This window comes from Bacillus sp. JJ1474 (assembly GCF_036965225.1).
Classification (GTDB): Bacteria; Bacillota; Bacilli; order Bacillales; family Cytobacillaceae; genus Cytobacillus.
Genome location: NZ_JBALPC010000009.1, coordinates 13,324 through 36,214, shown reverse-complemented (window position 1 = coordinate 36,214; position 22,891 = coordinate 13,324). Strand labels below are relative to the sequence as shown.

The following is a 22,891-nucleotide window of genomic DNA, read 5'->3' as shown; positions in this document are numbered from 1 at the left end:
CCTCTGCCTTACATAAGATATTGTGACTAAATATATACCCATCCCGCGGTTCATAGCTGGCGAAAGGCAAGGAGGGTTACAATACTTGAAGGAGAACGAATTTACTCATAAGCCGTTACTCACCAAACGAGAAAGAGAAGTATTCGAACTGTTAGTACAGGATAAAACAACTAGAGAAATCGCTGGTGAATTGTTTATAAGCGAAAAGACGGTTCGGAACCACATTTCGAATGCCATGCAAAAGCTTGGTGTTAAGGGGCGATCACAAGCTGTTGTAGAGCTCCTTCGAATGGGAGAGCTAGAACTTTAATTAAGACCGGCCATCCATTATTGGATGCCGGTTTATATTATTTAATAAGTAAATTATATTTAATATACGCTTCTATATTTAATTCAGCCTTGAAATTTAGCTGAAAAAAGGTGAAAATAAATGCAATAGAGCTTGTGGATTATATCACTTGTTGGAATAGAAATAGCAATATAGGAGTTGTATGTAATGGATTTAGAAGATGTGAAAGCAGTTGATGAAATAGATACAGTAGCTATGATAGAAAAAGAGCTGCGCTATATATCAGGCATTATTAAGCAAAAGGGCCGTGAAATATTAAGCAATTACAAAATTACTCCACCCCAATTTGTTGCCCTCCAATGGCTTTTTGAAGAGGGAGATATGACAATTGGAGAGCTGTCGAATAAAATGTATCTTGCCTTTAGCACAACGACAGATCTTGTTGATCGTATGGAAAAAAACAACCTTGTTAAACGGGTTAAAGACCCTAATGACCGAAGAGTTGTTCGAATCCATCTTTTGGAAGAAGGGGAAAGGATTATTGACGAGTGTATTAAAAAGCGGCAATTATATTTAAAAGAGGTACTCGTTAATTTCACCGATGAAGAGGTTCAGCTCCTAAAAAATAACTTAACAAGATTACATCAAGATATGCGCGAAGAATGAGGCGGTTCGATTGGAAAATCCGATAGGTATTATTGATTCAGGTGTCGGAGGCTTGACTGTAGTGAAGGAAGTAATGAGGCAGCTCCCAAATGAGGAAATTATATATTTGGGGGATACGGCACGATGTCCATATGGACCAAGGCCAGGTGAAGAAGTTAAAGCATTTACTTGGGAAATAACGAGGTTTCTTTTAAACAAACAAATCAAAATGCTAATTATTGCCTGTAACACTGCAACAGCCGTTGCACTAGATGAAATCAGAAGTTCGCTGCCTATACCGGTAATTGGAGTGATATCTCCAGGAGCAAGAGCAGCGATAAAGAAAACAAAAAATAAAACGATTGGTGTCATAGGCACAGAAGGAACGATAAAGAGCGGCGCATATGAAATGGCCTTAAGGCAAATTAATAGCCGGGTAGTGATTCATAGCCTAGCCTGTCCTAAATTTGTCCCCCTCGTGGAAAGTGGGGAATTTGAGGGTCTTTTAGCTGAGAGGATCGTAACTGAAACGTTGCAGCCATTAAGAAATAAAGGAATGGATACACTAATATTAGGTTGTACACATTATCCATTGCTTGAGCCGTTAATACAAAAGGCAGTAGGGAAACAAGTCGGCGTTATTAGTTCAGGAGACGAAACAGCAAGAGAGGTTAGTACGATTCTTTATCATCAAGGCTTATTAAATAGCTGTCAGGACGAGCCAAAACATCATTTTTACACAACAGGATCGACAGATATTTTCACAAAAATTGCTTCCGAATGGTTGGCTGTACCAGTTCAAAATGTAAAAAAAGTTAAGTTATAGACCTCCTTTAGGGAGGTTTTTGTATTGGATAGGATTATCTGAGCATAGCGGTCACCAGTTCCGTTATTTGATGCAAAATGGGTTGATTTTTTATGCTTGCGGACATTGGTTCCTTCATTATGTAAAAAAACAGTGATTTTTATGCTTATTTTCGTATATAACGTATTCTGTGTCCGATTAGATCCTAAATAACCGTTGTTTTATGCTAATAATGGCTTTTGTGTCCGCATTAGCAATTCATTTCCAAGTCTATGAGAAAAATGATAAGATTATATCAAATATAATAGAATAAGGTGATATATTTTGTACGCACAGGCAGAAACTTATTTAAAGCAATACTTTGGATATTCCACATTTCGTTCCGGGCAAAAGGAAATTATCCACAATTTGCTGCAGCATAAAAATACGCTCGGCATCCTTCCAACTGGAGGAGGCAAATCCCTCTGCTTTCAGATTCCCGCACTCATTCTCCCAGGAACAGCCATTGTCATCTCTCCATTAATTTCCTTAATGAAAGATCAAGTTGATTCATTAATCACTGCAGAAATTCGAGCCACATTTATTAATAGCTCCCTTAATATGCAGGAATATAAAAAAAGAATGGCTGATATCCTTGCCGGGAAGTATAAATTAATTTATGTTGCTCCAGAACGTTTTGAATCAGACAGCTTTATAGAAATGCTCAATTCTCTGCAAATATCTATGATTGTATTTGATGAGGCCCATTGTATTTCCCAATGGGGCCATGATTTCAGACCAAGCTATCGTTCCATCATTAATCATTTGGGCAGACTTAATCAAGAACCCGTAGTTGCAGCATTAACAGCAACAGCCACAAAGGATGTTGCGGATGATATTCGGAATCTCTTACATATTCACGAATCTGATAGCTTCATTACGGGTTTTGCAAGGGAAAATCTTGCTTTTAACGTGATGAAGGGTGTTAACAAAAGAGAATTTATTACACAATATTTGAAGAATCATCCTAGAGAATCAGGGATTATCTATACATCAAGCCGGAAAGAAACTGATCAGCTATACAGCTACTTAAAGGAAAAGAACCATTCTGTTGCTAAGTATCATGCAGGAATGGGGGAGGATGCACGTAAGGAGTCACAAAACCAGTTTGTTTTTGATGAAGCTGATATTATGATCGCGACTAATGCATTTGGAATGGGAATTGATAAATCCAATGTTCGTTTTGTTATCCATTATAACCTCCCGCGTAATATCGAAGCTTATTATCAGGAAGCTGGCCGAGCAGGAAGGGATGGAGACGAAAGCTCTTGTTATTTATTATTTTCACCGCAGGATATTCAGCTGCAAAAGTTTCTTATTGAGGAATCCAACCTTGATTTCCAGAAAAGAGAGCAAGAATATAATAAATTAAAACAAATGATCCACTACTGTCATACTGAAAAATGTCTGCAAGCTTATATTATCGAATATTTTGATTCGCAATATGAGAATGCAGGCTGTGGAAAATGCAGTAATTGTTTGGATAAGCGGGAGCAGATCGAAATAACGGAGGAGGCGCTCATGATATTCTCCTGTATTAAAAGAATGGGAGAACGATTTGGTGTCACCTTAACTGCACAAGTATTAAAAGGCTCCCAAAACAAAAGGATTCGCGAATTTCAGTTTGATAAATTAACCACATATGGTTTGCTTCAAAATTATAAGGAAAAAGAAATTTCGGACATCATCAATTATTTACTGGCTGAAGGATATTTAACATTAACAGATAGTAAATTTCCGGTAGTCAGACTTGCTGAGAGGGTCGTACCAGTAATAAAGAAACAAGAAAATGTTTATATGAAAAAGACAATTCAAGCCCCTATAAAGGAAGCAGAAGAAAATAGTGATTTATTTTCAGAACTGCGGACTTTGCGAAAATCGATTGCGGATCAGGAAAAGGTTCCTCCTTATGTGGTCTTTGCAGATACTACTCTAAAAGAAATGAGCCAGTATTTTCCGATTGATCGGGAGGCAATGCTAAGAATAAAGGGTGTAGGGCAAGTAAAGTATGATAGATATGGTGAATTATTCATTGAAGAAATTAAGAAATTCATCAATGATCACAATATTAACTCTGTTGCTATTCAGCAGGTAGAACCACGTTCAGACGATAAGGAGATAAACGATGCGCCTAGCTATTTATTATCCTACCAATATTATTCGGAAGGGATAACGATCGATGAAATTGCCAAAAAGCGTAAATTTTCAGCGATTACCATTCAGAACCATATCATTCGTGCTGTTCAAGAAGGAAATGCGTTGCAATGGTCTGATATTTTTAATGAAGAGACAGAACAAATCATTATGGAGGCTGTAAAAAGAGTAGGAAGGGAAAAACTGAAACCAATTAAAGATGAACTCGACACTAATATTGATTATTTTACTATTAAAGCAGTCTTAGCGAAAAATGAATACACTTAAGTAGTTAATTGCCAATAAACAAATTCGTATGGCCCATCCAAAGACAGTTCTACAAAAAAAGCCGAATTTTTTTTCATCTAGCCGGTCTAAATTACAAACAGTCTCGTATACATGTTAGTACAAACTGTTCTTTGGAGGGATTATATGTCTATAAATAAAAAAACAACGATCGTTTCGGCTGTCTTTGCGTCATCGGTGTTTTTATCAGGTTGCGGGTTATTTGGTGGGAGCGGAAAAGAACAAATTGATCCGCCGAAATCAGTTGCCTACGAAGAAGATCAAACGGCTGTTGAAGGTCAAGAGGATGCGGGAATGGAAACTGCAGGAAATGATGAAGCTGTTACAAACACTGTGCAAACGGAGCTTTATTTAATTAATAAAGATGGATTAGTAGTCCCTCAAACTTTAAATCTGCCGAAAACAGAATCAGTCGCAACTCAAGCTTTGGAACATTTAGTAAAGGATGGTCCAGTAACAGAAATGCTGCCTAATGGCTTCATGGCTGTTCTGCCTGTTGATACGAAATTATCTGTTGATATTAAAGATAAGGTGGCAACAGTCAACTTCTCTAAAGAATTTAGGGAATATCAGGCTGAGGAGGAATTGAATATCCTTCAATCTATCACATGGACATTAACTCAATTTGAGTCGATCGATAAAGTAAAGTTTAAATTAAACGGTCATGAGCTTAATGAAATGCCTGTAAATGGCACTCCTATCGGTGAAGCATATAGCAGATCAAATGGTATTAATCTCGATACTTCAGATATCCTTGATATTCGCAATACGAAGCCTGTTACTGTCTACTATATTGGTGGAGAGGCAGACTCTTACTATTATGTTCCAGTAACTAAGAGAGTAACGAATACTGAGCCTAACAATTTGCGAGCTGTTGTAAACGAGTTAGTTAAAGGTCCTGGCATTTCCTCAAACCTTGAAAGTGACTTCTTAGCAGATGTTAAGCTTTTGGATGATCCAAAAATTGAAAATGGAAAAGTGACCCTTAATTTTAATGAGTCTGTATACAGCAGTTTTGAAGAGAAAATTGTTTCCAAGCATTTATTAGAAGCGCTTGTTCTTTCATTAACTGAACAAAAAGGAATAGAAAGTGTTGCGATCACTGTTAATGGCAAGTCAGATTTTGTCAATGAAGAAGGAGAAAAAATGGCAGAGCCTGTTACACGTCCGCAAAAAGTAAACACAGGTAGTTTTTAAAAAAAGTTTTTTGATATACTATATAAAGACAATGAAAGAGGAGGCAATGGACGCCCCCTCTTCTTTATTGTTTTTGGAATAAGGGAGGAATTTAACTTATGCGTGCTGACGGAAGGGAACAACAGCAATTAAGACCTATACATATTGAAACGAATTATTTAAAGCATCCTGAAGGATCTGTGTTAATAAGCGTTGGAGATACAAAAGTTATTTGTACTGCCAGTATAGATGAACGGGTTCCGCATTTTATGAGGGGAGAAGGAAAAGGGTGGATTACAGCTGAATATTCCATGCTTCCTAGAGCAACCGAACAACGGAATATTCGTGAAGCGGCGAAGGGGAAAATTTCTGGACGAACAATGGAAATTCAGAGATTAATTGGACGTGCTCTTCGTGCTGTTGTTGATCTTGAGGCAATCGGAGAGAGAACAATCTGGCTGGATTGTGATGTGATTCAAGCGGATGGAGGCACGCGGACTGCCTCTATAACAGGGGCCTTCGTTGCGATGGCTTTGGCTTTAGATAAAATAGCTAAAAGCAAAAAGCTAGCAAGCTATCCAATAAAAGACTTTTTAGCTGCAACAAGTGTAGGAATATTAGAAAATAAACAAGTTGTCGTAGATTTAAATTATATCGAAGACTCTAAAGCTCTTGTTGATATGAATGTGGTCATGATAGGGAATGGGGATTTTGTCGAATTACAAGGAACAGGAGAAGAAGCTACCTTTTCATACACCGAGCTCCAGGAGCTATTAAAAGCGGCCCAAAACGGAATGGCCTCCCTTTTTGAAATACAGAAAGAGGCACTTGGTGAAGCAATAACGAGTAAAATTAATCCAAGAAAAGAAAGTTTAGAGGGGAAGGCGTAGAATGCAAGAAGTGATTATTGCTACAAAGAATGCAGGAAAAGCAAAAGAGTTTGAGCGCATGTTCATGCCGCTTGGCTATAAAGTTAAAACCTTAATAGACTATCCGGAGATAGATGACATTGAAGAGACTGGGAGTACCTTTGAAGAGAACGCGATTTTAAAAGCAGAAAGTGTCTCAAAGGCACTAAATAAAATCGTGATTGCAGATGATTCCGGCCTCTCTATCGATGCGCTAAACGGCCGGCCAGGTATTTACTCTGCTCGTTATGCTGGAGAAGAAAAAAGCGATGAAGCCAATATGGCGAAAGTGCTAGATGAATTAAATGATATACCTGATAAAGACCGACAGGCTAGGTTTTACTGTGCATTGGCTGTTGCTGTTCCAGGCCTTGAAACATTTACTGTTTCCGGTACGTGTGAAGGATTGATCTTGCGAGAAAAAAGGGGCTCAAATGGTTTTGGATATGATCCAATATTCTTTGTAGTGGACAAGGAGAAAGCCATGGCAGAATTAAAACCAGAAGAAAAGGCAGAAATTAGCCATAGGGCACAGGCCTTAAGAAAATTAGAAAGCAAGCTCCCTACCCTTCACTCGGAAGGCAGGTAATCCATGAGAATTTTGATTGTCAGTGATAGCCATGGTTTGACGGATGAATTAGCGGAAATAAAAGAGAATTCAATGGAAATAGATAAACTGATACATTGCGGGGATTCTGAATTAAAGTCGGATCACCCGTGCTTAGAGTCTTTTACTGTAGTGCGTGGAAATTGTGATGTTGATAACTCATTTCCGGAGGAACTTGTAGAGGATTTAGGTGGTCATAAGGTTTTCATTACCCATGGCCATCGCTATGCTGTAAAATCAACCTTATTAAATCTAAGCCTGCGTGCTAAGGAAGTCGGTGCCAAGATTGTTTGTTTTGGCCACTCCCATAATCTAGGGGCAGAAATGATTGATGATATTCTTTATATCAATCCAGGAAGCATTCGGCAGCCAAGAGGACGAAAAGAGAAAACATATGTTATTATGGACATTGAAAAAGATGAAATTTGTCTGAGTGTTTATGATTTAAAGCTTGGAGAAATTAATGGATTATCACAAAAGTTTTTACTAACGTAAGATGTAATTAAAGCATATATTATTTAGGGGAAGATCACTTTCCCCTAAATAAAAAAATATTTACTTTTTATGTTGACATTTCATTGTTAGCCTAATATAATAAAACTTGTCGCTGAAGTTATTCTTTAAATATTTAATATGTCCCAGTAGCTCAGCTGGATAGAGCATACGCCTTCTAAGCGTACGGTCGGGAGTTCGAATCTCTCCTGGGACGCCATTATTACATCAAATTACATATCTTACCAAATCCAACTCACCTTTTAGGTGGGTTTTTTTGTGTAAAAAATTCTGTGAGAAAATGGATATGTTCAAAGAAGAACTAACATAAATTTCTATTTCACCATAAATATTTTTTAAAAAACTTTTCACCGAACCTAATTAAAGAAAGTCCATCAAATTAAATTTAAATTGATTGAATTTAATTTGTTCATAAAAAAGTTAAAAAATTTATTATATGTATGAACATTTGTAAATCAACGATGAAAGCGGATACAGCAAAACAGAGTAATTAAAATTATCAAATAATTTGCAAATAAGGTGTTGACGGTTTAATAAAATCAGCGTAAGATAGTCCTCAATATAAGAAAATAAAAAGCTCAACAAAAGGTAAGCATACACTTTAGTTGATAAATTAATTTCTTGAAGCAGTTTTTTTTAACCTAAAAGTTCAATGGTTTAAAGCAGTAAAAAATCAAGTAATATTGATTAAAGCGAAGAAGAGGATAAGTAGTTTTATGTTATGGGATTAGCAGAGAGCCGGCGGGTGCTGAAAGCCGGTAATTCCAACGTAAAATGAACTCACCTCAGAGCACCAGCTTGAAAGATCTTTCTAGTAGAGTTGGTCGGGTGTTGCCCACCCGTTATCAAAACGAACAGGATTATCTGTTCATAAGTGCACGCTTTTGCGTGAATTTAGGGTGGTACCGTGGAATAGGTTATTAAGCCTTTTCATCCCTTTACCTGCGATAAGTAGGTTTATGAGGGATGGAAGGGCTTTTTTTATTGAAATTATGTAAGGAACAAAGAGGAGGTTTTATTAGAATGTTGCAGGAAGCTGCCTATACAGAATCAAAGTCTGAGACTACAACAGTCACGGGTGCAGATCTGTTATTAGAAGCCTTGGAAAAGGAAAAGGTAGAAGTAATTTTTGGATATCCAGGAGGAGCAGTCCTACCGATTTATGACAAAATTTATCATTCAAAAATCCTCCATGTTTTGCCTAGACATGAACAAGGCGGAATTCATGCCGCTGAAGGCTACGCAAGGATTTCTGGTAAGCCAGGGGTAGTGATCGCCACTTCAGGACCAGGAGCGACGAACATTGTGACAGGATTAACAGATGCCATGATGGACTCCTTGCCGCTTGTCGTATTTACAGGTCAGGTAGCAACAAGTGTCATCGGTTCAGATGCTTTCCAGGAAGCGGACATTCTGGGAATTACAACACCAATAACAAAGCATAACTATCAAATTCGAAATATTGAGGATATTCCAAGGATCGTGAAAGAGGCATTCTATATTGCATCTAGCGGAAGACCTGGTCCAGTGCTAATAGATGTTCCAAAGGATATTGCAGCTTCTGTATCAAGTCGTCCGGAAGAACAAGAAATTAATTTACCTGGGTATCAGCCAACGTTACAGCCTAACTATTTACAAATTCGTAAATTAACTGAAGCTGTAAGCAGTGCAAAGAAACCAGTCATACTAGCGGGTGCAGGGGTGCTTCATGCTAAAGCTTCTCAAGAATTAAAGGAATATGCCGAACAGCAGCAGATTCCTGTTATCCATACATTGCTAGGCTTAGGCGGTTTCCCTGCTGATAATAAACTTTTCGTAGGGCTTGCAGGGATGCATGGCTGCTATGCGGCAAATATGGGCCTAAGCGAATGTGATTTACTTATCAATATCGGAGCACGCTTCGATGATAGATTAACGGGTAATTTACAGCACTTTGCACCTAAAGCAACAGTAGCTCACATCGATATTGACCCAGCTGAAATTGGCAAAAACGTGCCGACAGCTATTCCGATTGTAGCTGATGCAAAGGAAGCATTAAAGCAATTGGTTCAGCAAAATGGAAAGCCGCCAGTCAATACCGAGTGGCGTGAGCAGATCCAAAAATGGAATGAGGAATATCCGTATTATTACGGAGTGTCTACTGAAGACAATTTAAAGCCTCAGAAAACAATGGAGATGCTATTCGAGAAAACAGCCGGAAATGCAATTGTTGTTACAGACGTTGGTCAGCATCAAATGTGGGCAGCGCAGTATTATCGTTTTAACCAAGCAGATAGATGGGTTACTTCTGGGGGATTAGGAACAATGGGATTCGGTCTTCCAGCAAGTATCGGTGCCCAATTCGCAGATCCGGACGCATGTGTAGTTGCCGTCCTAGGAGATGCCGGATTCCAAATGTCCACACAAGAGCTTGCTGTAATAAGGGAATTTAATCTTCCAATTAAGATTTGTATTTTTAACAACCACTCTTTAGGAATGGTACGTCAATGGCAGGAAATCTTCTATGAATCGCGTTTTTCACATAGTAAAATCTCGGTTCAGCCCTCTTTCGTGAAACTGGCTGAAGCATACGATATTAAAGGGTATGTGATTAGATCAGAGGAAGAAGCAGAGAAAATTTTAAACGAAGTATTAAATGATCGTGAACCTGTTCTGTTAGATTTCAGAATTGATCCAAATGAAAATGTATATCCAATGATCGCACCAGGAAAAGGATTGCATGAAATGGTAGGTGCTAAGCCTTGAAAAGAACAATAAGCATGACAGTACTAAACCGTCCAGGAGTATTAAATAGAATAACAAACTTATTTTCTAAGCGGAATTTTAACATTGAAAGTATTTCAGTTGGCCTGACAGAACATGAAGGCGTTTCTCGAATCACATGTGTTGTCCATGTAGAGAGTGATCGTGAAGCTGAACAAATCACGAAACAGCTTAATAAGCAAATTGATGTATTAAAGGTAGTAGATATAAGTGATCAATCAATTGTCGCAAGGGAATTAGCCTTAGTAAAAGTTCTTGCAACTCCACAAACAAGAAGCGAAATTTATTCACTTATTGAACCATTTCGAGCAACTGTTATCGATGTGGGCAAGGACAGCTTAGTTATTCAAATAACGGGTGAATTTGAAAAGATTGAAGCCTTTATTGAACTAATTAAGCCATACGGTATTAAAGAATTAGCGAGAACTGGAACAACGGCCTTCCCTAGAGGGACACAGAGATCAGCAAAAGAATTAAAGACAATTTCAATTGTTTAAGAGAATGGTGCTAATCATTCAACTCATTAAACTAGTATAACAACTAAAAAATTCAAAATAAAAAATAAACTTTAGACGAAGAAAGGGAGAATAACAATGGCAAAAATGTACTATAACGGAGACGCAAATGCAGCATATTTAAATGGAAAGAAAGTAGCAGTAATTGGTTACGGTTCACAAGGTCATGCACATGCACAAAATATGAGAGACAGCGGTGTTGAAGTTGTCATTGGTCTTCGTCAAGGAAAGTCATGGGATAAAGCAGTGGAAGATGGCTTCCAAGTATATCCTGTAGGCGAAGCAACTGCACAGGCAGATATCGTAATGATTCTATTGCCAGATGAGCAGCAAACAAAAGTATATATTGAAGAAATCAAGCCTAACTTAACAAATCAAGCCATCATGTTCGCTCATGGTTTCAACGTTCACTTTAACCAAATCGTGCCTCCAGCAGATTGTGATGTTTTGCTAGTTGCTCCTAAAGGCCCTGGCCACCTTGTTAGAAGAACGTTTGAACAAGATGCAGGTGTTCCAGCATTATTCGCTATCCACCAGGATGTAACAGGCGAAGCAAAAGAACTTGCTTTAGCATATGCAAAAGCGATCGGATCGTTGCGTGCAGGCGCATTAGAAACAACATTCAAAGAGGAAACAGAAACAGATCTTTTCGGAGAGCAAGCAGTACTTTGCGGTGGTTTAACTGCACTTGTAAAAGCTGGTTTCGAAACATTAGTAGAAGCTGGATATCAGCCAGAACTTGCTTATTTTGAAACATTACACGAGCTAAAGCTAATTGTTGACCTAATGTATGAAGGCGGAATGGCTGGAATGCGCTATTCAGTATCTGATACAGCAGAATGGGGAGATTTTGTAACAGGTCCTCGTATTGTTGATGCTAGAGTGAAAGAGGAAATGAAAGCTGTTCTTAAAGATATTCAAGATGGCAAATTTGCACAAGGCTGGATCATTGAAAACCAAACAAACCGTCCAGTTTATACGGCAATCAAGACTAGAGAAAACGAGCATTTAATTGAAAAAGTAGGTAGAGAACTAAGAGCAATGATGCCGTTCATTAACCAAGGCAAAAAGAAAGAAGTTGTCGGCAGTGCAAAAAATTAAAATATTCGATACAACTTTGAGAGATGGGGAACAATCTGCCGGTGTCAATCTTAACTTATCAGAGAAACTTGAAATTGCGAGACAACTAGAAAGATTAAACGTCGATATCATTGAAGCTGGCTTTCCAGCAGCATCAAAAGGTGATTTTTCATCTGTTCAAAAAATTGCTCAAATGGTTAAAAATTGTTCTGTAACAGGTCTTGCACGCGGCGTCATTTCCGATATTGACGCTGCTTGGGAGGCGCTCAAAGACGGTGCAGAGCCTAGATTGCATACATTTCTTGCGACATCACCAATTCATCGCCAATATAAATTGAAGATGTCAAAGGAAGAAGTAATTGAGAGGGCAGTTGAATCTGTTAAGTATGCTGCTAAAAAGTTCCCGATTATTCAATGGTCTGCAGAGGACGCTTCGAGAACTGAACTTCCTTTCTTAGCTGAGATTGTTGAAAAGGTAATCCAGGCTGGAGCTCACGTCATTAACCTGCCAGATACGGTTGGATATGGGACCCCGGAAGAATACGGAAAGATTTTTAAATACTTAAGAGAACATGTTCCTTCTATTGATAAGGTTTCTTTATCAACTCATTGTCACGATGATCTTGGGATGGCTATTGCTAACTCATTGGCAGCGGTTGAAAACGGAGCAACTCAGGTTGAAGGAACAATCAACGGAATTGGCGAAAGAGCTGGGAACGCAGCTCTTGAGGAAATTGCAGTAGCCCTGCATATTCGGAAGGATTTCTACCAAGCTTCAACTCGCTTGAATCTTCAGGAGATTAGCCGCTCAAGCAGTATCGTGAGCAAACTGACCGGAATGGTTGTTCCAGCTAATAAAGCAGTAGTAGGCAAAAATGCATTTGCCCATGAATCTGGTATTCACCAGGATGGAGTACTAAAAGAAAAAACAACTTACGAAATTATTTCTCCAGAATTAGTTGGTGTACAATCCAATTCTTTAGTACTTGGAAAGCATTCCGGAAGACATGCCTTTAAAAATCGCTTAAATGAACTAGGCTTAAATGTTCCAGATGATGAGCTTAATAAATTATTTGTTTCCTTTAAAGAATTGGCCGACCGGAAAAAAGAATTGACTGATTATGATTTAGTTGCACTTGTACTTGATGAAAAATTATCAAAAGAAGTTAGCTTCTATGAATTAAATCAAATTCAGGTTCAATATGGAACAAATCAAATCCCGACAGCAACAGTTACATTGATGGGTATTAACAAGGAAGTCATTCAGGAAGCTGGGACTGGGGCTGGCAGCATCGAGGCGCTTTATAATACGCTAGAAAAATGCGTAGATGGATCCATTAATTTATTAGATTATCGAATCCAGTCAGTTGGTGCAGGCAGGGATGCTTTAGCAGAAGTTTATGTAAAAATGAAATACTTGGATATCGAGACGAGCGGGCGCGGACTTGCACAGGATGTGCTGGAGGCTTCAGGAAAAGCGTATTTAAATGCCATTAACAGAGTCATTTATATGAAAAATATGGGTCGTGAACTTAGTTTAACCTAGTAAATAATAAGGTTACTTTGGATCATCTAGAAAATCACATAAATATTAAACGGAGGGATAAAAATGGAGAAGCGTATCGCTGTACTACCAGGAGATGGAATCGGCAAAGAGGTGGTAAAAGGAGCAATAGAAGTTTTACAGGCTGTTGGAGAGCGTTTCGGTCACCAGTTTCATTTTGAATATGGAAAAATTGGTGGGGAAGCAATTGATACGGTTGGAACACCGCTGCCCGATGAGACAGTTGACCTATGCAAGCAAAGCGATGCGGTTTTACTAGGGGCAGTTGGCGGTCCTAAATGGGAGAGCCAGCCACCCCACCTCCGGCCCGAACGCGGTTTATTGAAAATTCGTAAGGATTTAAATTTATATGCCAATTTAAGACCAACTAGCTATTATCAAAGTCTTGCAGATTCTTCCTCTCTTAAAAAGGAAGTTATTGAAGGCGTAAATATGCTGATGGTTAGGGAATTAACGGGCGGCTTATACTTTGGAAAGCCAAGTGAACGTATAACAAGAGATGGCGAAGATGCTGTCGTAGATACATTGTTTTATAAAAAAGAAGAAATGCAAAGAGTCATTAAGCTTGCATTTGAGCTTGCAAAAGCACGTAAGGGGAAAGTGACTTCAGTCGACAAGGCTAATGTATTGGAATCGAGCAGAATGTGGAGAGAGGTAGCCGAAGACATTTCAAAGGACTATCCTGAAGTCGTTCTCGAGCATATGTTAGTTGACAATGCGGCAATGCAGCTTATTAGAAAGCCGACACAATTTGATGTCGTAGTTACTGAGAATTTGTTTGGAGACATCTTAAGTGATGAAGCTTCAGTTCTTACTGGCTCATTAGGAATGCTGCCATCAGCAAGTTTATCAGCGGAAGGGCCATATCTATATGAACCAATCCATGGATCAGCTCCTGATATCGCCGGGAAAGATCTTGCTAATCCACTAGCAACGATTCTTTCAACAGCCATGATGCTAAGACTTTCATTTGGAATGAATGAGGAAGCAGAAGCCATTGAACATGCAGTAAATCAAGTGCTTGAAGCCGGATACCGCACAGGAGACATTATGTCGTCCGGAATGAAACAAGTTTCAACTACTGAAATGATTGCTGAAGTAAAAGCAACATTGCTTGATAATGAAGCTATTTTGAACATCATGGGTGCTTATGCATAGAAAAGCGGAAACGATTGGACACGACCAGAATTGGTCGTGTTTATTTTAAAAATAACAATTGGAGGGGGAGGAAAAAATGGGAAAGTCAATTATTGAAAAAATTTGGGAACAACATATTGTCCATCAGGAAGAGGGGAACCCTGACCTATTATATATTGACCTGCATTTAGTCCATGAAGTTACATCTCCACAGGCGTTTTCTGGACTGAGAATGAAGAATCGTAACGTAAGAAGACCTGATAAAACCTATGCAACCGTTGATCATAACATCCCAACAGATAATCGTTATGAAATCAAGGATACTGTTGCTTTAAATCAAATGTCGACTTTAGAAAAGAACTGTACAGAGTTTGGCGTTCAACTAGCAGGCATTGACAGCCCGGATCAAGGGATTGTTCATGTTATCGGACCTGAGCTTGGTTTAACTCAGCCAGGAATGACTATTGTTTGCGGTGATAGTCATACATCCACACATGGAGCTTTTGGATCCATTGCGTTTGGAATTGGGACTAGCGAGGTAGAACACGTTTTAGCGACTCAAACAATTTGGAGAGCAAAGCCAAAAACATTAAAGCTAGAAATTAATGGTGAGCTTAAAAAAGGCGTGTCTGCAAAGGACGTAATTCTTTACGTTATTGCGAAATATGGAATTGATTTCGGAACAGGTCATGTAATTGAATATTGCGGAGACACGATCAAGAGAATGACTATGGAAGAAAGAATGACAATTTGTAATATGTCCATTGAGGGCGGAGCACGTGCTGGACTTATAAGCCCAGATGAAACGACATTTAATTATATTCAAGGAAGAAGATATGCTCCAAAGGGCGAGGATTTCTCTCAGGCTGTGGATAAGTGGAAGGAGCTTGCTTCAGACGCAGATGCCGAATATGATCGTGTCATCGCTATTGATGCAAATGACATTGCTCCAATGGTGAGCTGGGGGACAAATCCATCGATGACTGCAAAAATAAGTGATCGAATCCCGACTATGAATGATTGCAAAACGGAAATTGAAAAGAAATCGCTTGAACGGGCATTGGCCTACATGGGATTGCAGGAAGGTCAAAAAATTGAAGATATTGAGATTCAGCATGTCTTTATTGGCTCTTGTACAAATTCAAGAATTGAGGATCTGCGCCAGGCTGCTAGCATTGCAAAAGGAAAGGAAGTCCATCCGAATGTTAGGGCACTTGTCGTTCCAGGTTCACAGCAAGTGAAGAAGCAAGCAGAATCAGAAGGGTTAGATGTCATCTTCAAACAGGCTGGGTTTGAATGGCGTGATTCCGGCTGCAGCATGTGTTTAAGTATGAACAATGATATCGTTCCTAGCGGAGAGCATTGTGCTTCTACCTCCAATCGAAATTTCGAAGGCAGACAAGGTTCTGGAGCAAGAACACACTTAGTCAGCCCAACTATGGCTACAGCAGCTGCGATCTTTGGAAGATTCGTTGATGTTAGCTCATTGATTACGGCAGAGACAGTTTAATCATAGGAAAAAGGAGGGAATAAGAATGAGCGGTTTTAAAGTTTTAGAAGGAAAAGCGGCAGCTCTTGATCGAGCAAATGTGGATACAGATCAAATTATCCCGAAGCAATTTTTAAAAAGAATAGAAAAAACAGGATTTGGCCAATTTTTATTTTATGATTGGCGTTTTTTGAAGGATGGGGAGCCTAATCCAGACTTCGAATTAAATCGTCCCGAAAACGCAGGTGCAACCATTTTAATTGCCAATGAAAATTTTGGATGCGGCTCATCAAGGGAGCATGCACCTTGGGCGCTATTGGATTATGGCTTTAAAGCGGTCATTGCCCCTTCATTTGCTGATATTTTTCATCAAAATTGCTTAAAGAACGGAATACTTCCAATTCAGCTCAAAGAGGATGAAGTATCCTATTTATTAGCCAAAGGAAAAACTCAAGCGTTTAAGCTGAAAATTGACTTAGAACAGGAAACGATCTCAGATGATAGTGGCTTCTCCACATCTTTCCCTATAAATGATTATTGGAAGAAGATGCTGATGAACGGCTGGGATGAAATTGAAATTACCCTTCAGCTCGATGATAAAATTGATGAATATGAAAAAACTTTAACAGCTGTTAAGTAAACAAAAGGATTCACAGTTTTCTCTGTGAATCCTTTTGTTTTTTAATCATAATCATGCTACACTAACTTCAAAAACGAAGCGGCGTGACATAAATGAAAAAACGGAATCGGAAAAAACTAAACGATAAAGTTCTCCTTTTTCCTGGTCTAGAAAAGAGACTTTTGGAAAAAGGACTTGAAAGTCTTCAGCAAAAAAGGTTCCGTGAGGCGATTAATTTTCTTGAAGAGGCTAATAATTTAGAACAGGAAAATAATGATATACATATTGGGCTCGTTCTTGCATATTTTGAGTCCGGCCAATTGACGAAAGCAAAGGAATTGGCAAATAGCATGCTCCAAAAGGGCATAGGAGATTATATTCAAATTATTGACCTCTATTTAATGATTCTCGTGCAATTACATCAATACGATGATATTGTAAAGACGATTGAAATATTAATAGAAGAAAAAGAAATACCAGCAGATAAAATGGAGCATTTTACACGTATGCTCCATTTTAGCAAAAGAATGGCTGAATCATCTCCCAATATTTATTCAGATGATCCTATTCTGGATGAACCTTTGGATGTGGAAATAGATCTTTTTTCATTAAAAGATCAGCACGAGCAAATCCAAATGGCTACAATGCTAACAAATAGAAACTTAAAGCCTTATATTAATCAAATAAAGGCTTATCTAGAGTCAAGTGAAGGACAGCCATTCTTTAAAACAATGCTATTAAATGTTTTAATTGAACATGAGTATGAAAAAGAGGTTAATGTGCAAAAGCTCGGGGAATGGATGATAGTAAAACCTTCAAATCTCCAAGGTGCTCAGCATAATAGTCAGATGGATAAATTGCTAAACCTCGTAGCCGAACAGCTTGAACATGATGACCCTATTCTCTTTGAACATATCAAAAGTTTGATAGAGCGCCATTTATTTATTCTATATCCTTTTCTTCTTAAGCCCTTTAGTGAAAATGTTTGGGGAGCTGCCTATCATCATCTTGCAGCGGAGTATCAAGGACTCCATTATTCTATAAAGGATCTCGCTTTAAGATACAAAGTTATGGAGAAAGAGATAGGTCAAGCAGGGGCATTTTTAAAGAAAATAGAAGAAATTTCATCCCCAAATTATTAGCTTCATTGTTGAAAGCTAGGGTCTGTATGTTATAATATAATGGTTGTATATGTAAATGGTATTTATTATGTAAAAAAATGATAATGCTTGGGAATCGAGCTGTATCAATACCAATTCGTTACGAATGAAATGATAATAGATTGTTGGAGGGAAATAATTATATGTCTGCTAAATTTGAAAAGCTAGAAGGGAACGTTGGAGTTCTTACAATTGAAGTAGATGCAGAAAAGGTAAACGAAGGTTTAGACGCTGCATTTAAAAAAGTCGTTAAACAAATTAATGTACCAGGTTTCCGTAAAGGAAAAATGCCGCGCGGAATGTTTGAAAAGCGTTTCGGTGTTGAATCACTTTACCAAGATGCAGTTGATTTTCTTCTACCTGAAGCATATGCAGGTGCAATCGAAGAAACTGGAATTGAGCCAGTAGATCGCCCAGAAATCGATGTAGAACAAATCGAAAAAGGCAAGAGCTTAATTTTCACAGCAAAAGTAACTTTAAAGCCTGAAGTAAAGCTTGGCGAATATAAAGGGCTTGAAGTAGAAAAATTCGATACAGAAGTAACTGAAGAAGACGTAAATAACGAGCTTAAATCTATGCAAGAAAGACAAGCTGAGCTTGTTGTGAGAGAAGAAGGCAAAGCTGAAACTGGCGACACAGTTGTAATGGACTTCGAAGGATTTGTTGACGGAGAAGCATTTGAAGGCGGAAAAGCTGAAAACTATTCTCTTGAGCTTGGTTCAGGTCAATTTATTCCTGGATTTGAAGATCAATTAGTTGGCACTGCAGCTGGCGAATCTAAGGATGTTGAAGTATCATTCCCTGAAGAGTACCATGCTGCTGAATTAGCTGGCAAGCCTGCTGTGTTTAAAGTAACTGTTCACGAAATCAAAACAAAAGAACTTCCTGCTTTAGATGATGAGTTCGCTAAAGATGCAGATGAGGAAGTTGAATCTTTAGACGCTCTTAAAGAAAAAGTAAAAACACGCTTAGTAGACAGCAAGAAGCATGAAGCTGAGCACTTTGTTCAAGATACTGTGGTAGAAAAAGCTACAAAAAATGCTGAAATCGACCTTCCATCTGTAATGGTTGATACAGAAATCGATCGCATGATGAATGAATTTGAACAACGTCTTCAAATGCAAGGAATGAACCTTGATCTTTACTTCCAATTCTCTGGTCAAGATAAAGATGCATTAAGCGCTCAAATGAAAGAAGAAGCAGAAAATCGCGTACGTGTAAACTTAACGCTTGAGGCAATTGCGAAAGCAGAGAACATTGAAGTAACAGACGAAGAAGTAACTGCTGAGCTTAGCAAAATGGCTGAAATGTACAACATGTCAGTTGAAAGCATTGAAAAAGCTCTTGGAAGTTTAGAAAGTCTTAAGACTGACCTTCAAATTAAAAAAGCAGTTGAGTTCTTAGTAGAAAGCAGCAAAACTGTTTAATTATAAGCACACACTACAAATAAGAAAACATAATGAACAAGGCGCGATTTATTCGTGCCTTGTTTTATACAATGGACAAATAATAAACATACATAACGTCTTTTTATTACCTACATATGAAGGATTTGGATAAATTCTTTCGATTTAAATTAATCAATAATGGTTAAGCTTAGTTTATTAGGAATATAATTTTAACATCAGTAAAATGTGAATCCTCTTTGCAAACAAAGATACATAATAGAACATATCTGACTCATAAGTGTTTTCATTTCCTGTCCATTGTGAAAATATGTTACAATGCAATACATAACAAAAAAATGATTGTAAAGAAAACGTAACGGTTTGCATAAGATTCGCGGAAATAATAACGAATGGATGTTTTTTTAAGGGGTGAAGGATTTGTTTAAATTTAGTGATGAAAAAGGACAATTAAAATGTTCTTTCTGTGGAAAAACGCAGGATCAAGTGCGAAAACTTGTTGCCGGTCCAGGTGTATATATATGTGATGAGTGTATAGAGCTCTGCACCGAAATCGTTGAAGAAGAGCTTGGAACCGAAGAGGAAGTTGAGTTTAAAGATGTCCCAAAACCAGCTGAAATCCGTGACATTCTCGATGAATACGTAATTGGACAGGATCAGGCGAAAAAATCATTATCAGTAGCTGTATACAATCATTACAAGCGTATTAATTCCAATAGTAAAATCGATGATGTGGAGCTTTTCAAAAGTAACATTTGTATGATTGGACCAACGGGAAGCGGAAAAACCTTATTAGCACAAACGTTAGCTCGCATTTTAAATGTACCGTTTGCTATTGCAGATGCTACTTCTCTAACAGAAGCAGGCTATGTAGGTGAAGATGTTGAAAATATTTTATTAAAGCTTATTCAATCAGCAGACTATGATGTGGAGAAAGCAGAAAAAGGCATTATTTATATTGATGAAATCGATAAGGTAGCCCGTAAATCAGAAAATCCTTCAATAACTAGAGATGTTTCTGGTGAAGGGGTTCAGCAAGCATTATTAAAAATTCTAGAGGGGACTGTAGCAAGCGTTCCGCCTCAAGGTGGACGTAAACACCCTCATCAGGAATTCATTCAAATTGACACAACGAATGTTTTATTTATTTGTGGAGGTGCCTTCGATGGCATCGAACAAATTATTAAGCGCCGTTTAGGTCAAAAGGTTATTGGCTTTGGTTCTACTACAAAGGATACCGAGGTAGATCAAAAAGAACTTCTAACTAAAGTTCTTCCAGAGGATCTTCTGAAATTTGGTTTAATCCCAGAATTTATTGGCCGTCTTCCAGTCATTGCAAGTCTTGGCTTGCTAGATGAAGAAGCATTAATTGAAATTCTGACTAAACCAAAAAATGCATTAGTAAAGCAATATCAAAAGATGCTCGAGCTTGACGATGTAGAGCTTGAATTTGAAGATGAGGCACTAGTGGAAATTGCGAAGAAAGCAATTGAGCGTAAAACAGGAGCCCGCGGACTTCGTTCTATTATTGAAGGAATTATGCTGGATGTTATGTTTGACCTTCCTTCTCGTGATGATATTAAAAAATGTATCATTACAAAGGAAACGATTACAGAAAATACATCACCAAAACTCATTCTTGAAGATGGAACGATTGTAAAAGAAGAAAGAACTTCTGCATAACAAGCAGCAGAGGATACAAGAAGAGTAAACTTTTCTCTTCAAATACTATAAGCCAAACCCTTTAGGGTTTGGCTTTTTTGCCTGGATATTAGGGACATTTGCAAGCCGTATAATACAAAATCCCCCCAGCTTTTTACAGCAAAATCTTGTTTATTCCAACTCAGTCAGGGAGATACTAGCATATATCACCGAGAACTAGATTGCAGGAGGGAAAAGTATGAGTTGGACGGGGATCGCCTTATTTATTCAATTGTTTTTTGGAATTGTGATTGGTCTTTATTTCTGGAATTTGCTTAAAAATCAACGAACACAGAAAGTATCAATTGATAGAGAATCAAGAAAAGAAATGGACCAATTGAAAAAGATGAGATCCATCTCTTTAACTGAGCCTTTAGCAGAAAAAGTTCGCCCATCAAGCTTTGCAGACATAGTAGGTCAAGAGGATGGAATAAAATCGTTAAAAGCAGCCTTATGCAGCCCAAACCCGCAGCATGTGATCATCTACGGACCTCCAGGGGTAGGAAAAACAGCAGCAGCAAGATTAGTTTTAGAAGAAGCGAAAAAGACAGCAAAATCCCCTTTTAAACATTCATCTGTCTTTATCGAATTGGATGCCACTACAGCCCGATTTGATGAAAGAGGAATTGCAGACCCGCTGATCGGGTCGGTTCACGACCCTATTTATCAAGGTGCAGGAGCCATGGGACAAGCTGGCATACCTCAGCCGAAACAAGGGGCTGTTACAAATGCACATGGTGGCGTTTTGTTTATTGATGAAATCGGGGAGCTTCATCCTATCCAAATGAATAAGCTTTTAAAAGTGCTAGAGGATCGGAAAGTATTCTTGGAAAGCGCCTATTATAATGAGGAGAATGCCCAAATTCCAAACCATATTCATGATATTTTTAAAAATGGCCTTCCAGCTGATTTTCGATTAATTGGAGCGACTACAAGAACCCCAAGTGAAATTCCTCCGGCCATTCGGTCCAGATGTATGGAGGTATTTTTCCGGGAGCTGGCTGAAGAGGAAATCGCTGATGTCGGCAGAAGAGCAACAGAAAAAGTTAATCTGGCCATTAGTGAAAATGGATTAATGACTCTTGCTTCTTACGCACGGAACGGCCGTGAAGCAGTCAATATGATCCAAATTGCAGCAGGGCTTGCCATTACAGAAGATCGAAATTACATAAAAGATGAAGACATTGAATGGGTCATTCAATCGAGTCAGCTAACACCAAGAATGGAAAGAAAAATAAACACCCGTTCTGAAGTGGGATTAGTGAATGGTTTAGCTGTATATGGCCCAAACTCAGGCGCCCTTCTTGAAATTGAGGTTACCATTATTCCAGCTAAAGATAAGGGCAGTATAAATATTACAGGTATTGTTGAAGAGGAAAGTATTGGCGGACAAGGAAAATCCATTCGCAGAAAAAGTATGGCAAGAGGATCCATTGAAAATGTAATAACCGTTCTTCGCTCGATGGGAGTTCCAGCAAGCGACTATGATATCCATGTTAACTTTCCAGGCGGTGTTCCAATAGATGGCCCATCCGCAGGTATTGCGATGGCCACCGGGATTTATTCTGCCATTTACAAGTATCCTATTGACCATACAGTTGCCATGACAGGGGAAATAAGTATTCATGGGCATGTTAAACCAGTTGGCGGTGTTTATCCGAAGGTAAAAGCAGCGAAAAAGGCTGGGGCCCAAACCGTTATTATTCCAAAAGAAAATATGCAATCCATATTAAAAGAAATAACCGGAATCAAAATTGTTCCAGTAAGCCATTTGAATGAAGTTTTTGAACTAGCTTTATTGAAGAACTTTCACCTGGAACAATCCATCACTGCTTCAATCGAATTGGCAAAAAAAGAAAGCATCTAGATGGTCAACTTCGGCTAATTGTTCCCAGCATGAAAGCCGAAGTTTTCTTTATGTCGAGAAGACGGATATAGGTTGACGATGTGAAATGTCCATCCAGCCCCGCTGGACGGCCACTTTGATCCAAGCTGACGTGTGAAAAGTCCATCCAGCCCCGCTGGACGGCCACTTT

General features: G+C 38.5%; 19 protein-coding genes, 1 tRNA gene and 1 other annotated feature. All 20 genes read left to right on the top strand.

What is annotated here, in order from left to right; all coding sequences use genetic code 11:
• Positions 1 to 85: 85 nt before the first annotated feature.
• The 20 genes from V7164_RS01755 (at position 86) to lonB (ending at position 22,722) form a co-directional block, all read left to right on the top strand.
• Entirely contained in the window at positions 86 to 310 is a 225-nt protein-coding gene (locus V7164_RS01755; RefSeq protein ID WP_057771856.1) for a helix-turn-helix domain-containing protein, read from the top strand.
• 186 nt (positions 311 to 496) lie between these two features.
• A complete protein-coding gene (locus V7164_RS01750) occupies positions 497 to 955 on the top strand; it encodes a MarR family winged helix-turn-helix transcriptional regulator (RefSeq protein WP_335345221.1) in 459 nt (152 codons plus the stop codon).
• A 10-nt stretch (positions 956 to 965) separates the two neighbouring features.
• Positions 966 to 1,760, top strand: coding sequence for a glutamate racemase (gene racE, locus V7164_RS01745; protein WP_335345220.1), 795 nt, complete (start codon positions 966 to 968; stop codon positions 1,758 to 1,760).
• A gap of 303 nt (positions 1,761 to 2,063) precedes the next feature.
• Complete coding sequence (gene recQ, locus V7164_RS01740; RefSeq protein ID WP_335345219.1) at positions 2,064 to 4,199, top strand: DNA helicase RecQ; 2,136 nt, start codon at positions 2,064 to 2,066, stop codon at positions 4,197 to 4,199.
• Positions 4,200 to 4,343: 144 nt separating this feature from the next.
• Entirely contained in the window at positions 4,344 to 5,414 is a 1,071-nt protein-coding gene (locus tag V7164_RS01735; RefSeq protein ID WP_335345218.1) for a GerMN domain-containing protein, read from the top strand.
• Positions 5,415 to 5,512: 98 nt separating this feature from the next.
• Positions 5,513 to 6,283, top strand: a complete 771-nt coding sequence (rph, locus tag V7164_RS01730; protein ID WP_335345217.1) for a ribonuclease PH — start codon at positions 5,513 to 5,515, stop codon at positions 6,281 to 6,283.
• Between the two features lies 1 nt (position 6,284).
• Positions 6,285 to 6,890: an XTP/dITP diphosphatase gene (locus V7164_RS01725; protein WP_335345216.1), complete on the top strand. Its 606-nt coding sequence runs from the start codon at positions 6,285 to 6,287 to the stop codon at positions 6,888 to 6,890.
• A gap of 3 nt (positions 6,891 to 6,893) precedes the next feature.
• Positions 6,894 to 7,403: a metallophosphoesterase family protein gene (locus V7164_RS01720; protein WP_335345215.1), complete on the top strand. Its 510-nt coding sequence runs from the start codon at positions 6,894 to 6,896 to the stop codon at positions 7,401 to 7,403.
• A gap of 140 nt (positions 7,404 to 7,543) precedes the next feature.
• Positions 7,544 to 7,620, top strand: a tRNA-Arg gene (locus tag V7164_RS01715).
• Between the two features lie 487 nt (positions 7,621 to 8,107).
• Positions 8,108 to 8,362, top strand: a binding site (T-box leader).
• Between the two features lie 82 nt (positions 8,363 to 8,444).
• The gene (ilvB, locus tag V7164_RS01710; RefSeq protein ID WP_335344275.1) at positions 8,445 to 10,166 is read left to right on the top strand and encodes an acetolactate synthase large subunit; all 1,722 of its coding nucleotides are present in this window, start codon (positions 8,445 to 8,447) and stop codon (positions 10,164 to 10,166) included.
• The gene (gene ilvN, locus V7164_RS01705; protein WP_335344276.1) at positions 10,163 to 10,681 is read left to right on the top strand and encodes an acetolactate synthase small subunit; all 519 of its coding nucleotides are present in this window, start codon (positions 10,163 to 10,165) and stop codon (positions 10,679 to 10,681) included. The genes ilvB and ilvN overlap by 4 nt, the downstream gene beginning before the upstream one ends.
• Before the next feature lie 96 nt (positions 10,682 to 10,777).
• Positions 10,778 to 11,800 (top strand): ketol-acid reductoisomerase, encoded by a 1,023-nt coding sequence (ilvC, locus tag V7164_RS01700; protein ID WP_335344277.1) that lies wholly within the window; start codon positions 10,778 to 10,780, stop codon positions 11,798 to 11,800.
• Positions 11,787 to 13,325, top strand: a complete 1,539-nt coding sequence (locus tag V7164_RS01695) for a 2-isopropylmalate synthase (protein WP_335344278.1) — start codon at positions 11,787 to 11,789, stop codon at positions 13,323 to 13,325. Before ilvC ends, V7164_RS01695 begins: the two co-directional genes overlap by 14 nt.
• Positions 13,326 to 13,388: 63 nt before the next feature.
• A complete protein-coding gene (gene leuB / locus V7164_RS01690) occupies positions 13,389 to 14,501 on the top strand; it encodes a 3-isopropylmalate dehydrogenase (RefSeq protein WP_335344279.1) in 1,113 nt (370 codons plus the stop codon).
• A gap of 76 nt (positions 14,502 to 14,577) precedes the next feature.
• Positions 14,578 to 15,990, top strand: a complete 1,413-nt coding sequence (gene leuC / locus V7164_RS01685; protein WP_335344280.1) for a 3-isopropylmalate dehydratase large subunit — start codon at positions 14,578 to 14,580, stop codon at positions 15,988 to 15,990.
• Between the two features lie 25 nt (positions 15,991 to 16,015).
• Positions 16,016 to 16,609 (top strand): 3-isopropylmalate dehydratase small subunit, encoded by a 594-nt coding sequence (gene leuD, locus V7164_RS01680; RefSeq protein WP_335353300.1) that lies wholly within the window; start codon positions 16,016 to 16,018, stop codon positions 16,607 to 16,609.
• Between the two features lie 92 nt (positions 16,610 to 16,701).
• The gene (locus tag V7164_RS01675) at positions 16,702 to 17,730 is read left to right on the top strand and encodes a tetratricopeptide repeat protein (protein ID WP_335344281.1); all 1,029 of its coding nucleotides are present in this window, start codon (positions 16,702 to 16,704) and stop codon (positions 17,728 to 17,730) included.
• 161 nt (positions 17,731 to 17,891) lie between these two features.
• Positions 17,892 to 19,175, top strand: a complete 1,284-nt coding sequence (gene tig, locus V7164_RS01670; protein ID WP_335344282.1) for a trigger factor — start codon at positions 17,892 to 17,894, stop codon at positions 19,173 to 19,175.
• A 399-nt stretch (positions 19,176 to 19,574) separates the two neighbouring features.
• On the top strand, positions 19,575 to 20,837 hold the full coding sequence (gene clpX, locus V7164_RS01665) for an ATP-dependent protease ATP-binding subunit ClpX (protein ID WP_335344283.1): 1,263 nt from the start codon (positions 19,575 to 19,577) through the stop codon (positions 20,835 to 20,837).
• A 217-nt stretch (positions 20,838 to 21,054) separates the two neighbouring features.
• Complete coding sequence (gene lonB / locus V7164_RS01660; protein ID WP_335344284.1) at positions 21,055 to 22,722, top strand: ATP-dependent protease LonB; 1,668 nt, start codon at positions 21,055 to 21,057, stop codon at positions 22,720 to 22,722.
• Positions 22,723 to 22,891 lie beyond the last annotated feature (169 nt).